1 protein-coding gene and 1 pseudogene are annotated in these 1,542 nt (G+C 71.4%); both read left to right on the top strand.

Annotated features, from left to right (window positions below; translation table 11 throughout):
* Positions 1-429: pseudogene (gene rpsA / locus ADBZ5U_RS16285) on the top strand (30S ribosomal protein S1); the annotation flags it as partial.
* 30 nt (positions 430-459) lie between these two features.
* A partial coding sequence (coaE, locus tag ADBZ5U_RS16280) for a dephospho-CoA kinase (protein WP_526811935.1) occupies positions 460-1,542 on the top strand: 1,083 nt, incomplete at its 3' end.

The raw sequence follows: 1,542 nt of genomic DNA, 5'->3' as shown, positions 1-1,542 counted from the left end.
GGCGACGACGCCATGGTCAAGGTCATCGACATCGACCTGGAGCGCCGCCGGATCTCGCTGAGCCTCAAGCAGGCCAACGAGGATTACGCCGAGGAGTTCGACCCGTCGAAGTACGGCATGGCCGACAGCTACGACGAGGCGGGCAACTACATCTTCCCGGAGGGCTTCGACTCCGAGACCAACGAATGGCTCGAGGGCTTCGACTCCCAGCGCACCGAGTGGGAGGCCCGCTACGCCGAGGCCGAGCGCCGGCACAAGATGCACACCACGCAGATGGAGAAGTTCGCCGCCGCGGATGCGGCCGCCGCCGAGGAGCGCCCGTCCGGCGCCACCTCGTCGAGCTCGCCGGGTGCCGAGGAGTCCGGCGGTTCGCTGGCCAGCGACGCCCAGCTCGCCGCCCTGCGTGAGAAGCTCGCCGGCAACGCCTGACCTCCCGACCCGAGTCCTGACGGCACCACCGTGCTGCGCATCGGCCTGACCGGAGGGATCGGCGCCGGGAAGTCCACCGCGTCGGCGACGTTCGCCGACTGCGGCGCGATCGTCGTCGACGGCGATGTCATCGCCCGCGAGGTGGTGGCGCCCGGCACCGACGGCCTGGCCGCGCTGGTCGACCACTTCGGCGGCGAGATCCTGCTGCCGGACGGGGCGCTGAACCGTCCCGCGCTGGCCGCCAGGGCCTTCGTCGACGACCAGCAGCGCGCCCGGCTCAACGCCATCGTCCACCCCCTGGTGGCGCGCCGGCGGGCCGAGATCGTGGCCGGCGTGTCCCAGGACGCGGTGGTCGTCGAGGACATCCCGCTGCTCGTCGAATCCGGCATGGCGCCGCTGTTCCCACTGGTCGTGGTGGTGCACGCGGACGCCGACGTCCGATTACGCCGGCTGACCGGGCAGCGCGGCATGGACGAGGCCGACGCGCGCGCCCGGATCGCCGCGCAGGCCGGGGAGGAGCAGCGCCGCGCGGTCGCCGATGTCTGGCTGGACAACTCCGGTACCGAGGCGCAGCTCATCTCCCGGGTCCGCGAACTGTGGCACCGGCGGATCGTGCCGTTCGCGCACAATCTCGCCACCGGCCGGCCGGCCGCGGATCCGGTGGACATGGTTCCCGCCGACCCGGACTGGGCGGAACAGGCCGGGCGGATCGCGGCGCGGCTGAAGACGGCCTGCGGGCACCGGGCGGTGCGTGTCGACCACGTCGGCTCCACCGCGGTGCCGGAGCTGGACGGCCGCGACATCGTCGACATGCAGGTGACTGTGGCTTCGCTCGAGATCGCCGACGAACTCGCCGACGACCTGCTCAAGGCCGGCTATCCGCGGGTCGACCCGATCAACGCCGACCGCCGCTTCGACGGGTCAGAAGAACTGTCGCCCAAAAGGTTTCACGCCTCCGCCGATCCCGGGCGCCCGACGCATATTCATCTTCGGGTCGACGGGGGGCCCAACCAGCGATTCCCCCTGCTGTTCGTGGACTGGCTGACCGCCAACCCCGGGGTGCGATCGGACTACCTCGCCGTCAAACGAACCCACGATGACGGCCGGGTCATC

Source organism: Mycobacterium sp., assembly GCF_040398885.1.
GTDB lineage: Bacteria > Actinomycetota > Actinomycetes > Mycobacteriales > Mycobacteriaceae > Mycobacterium.
This window is presented reverse-complemented; position numbering and strand designations above follow the sequence as displayed.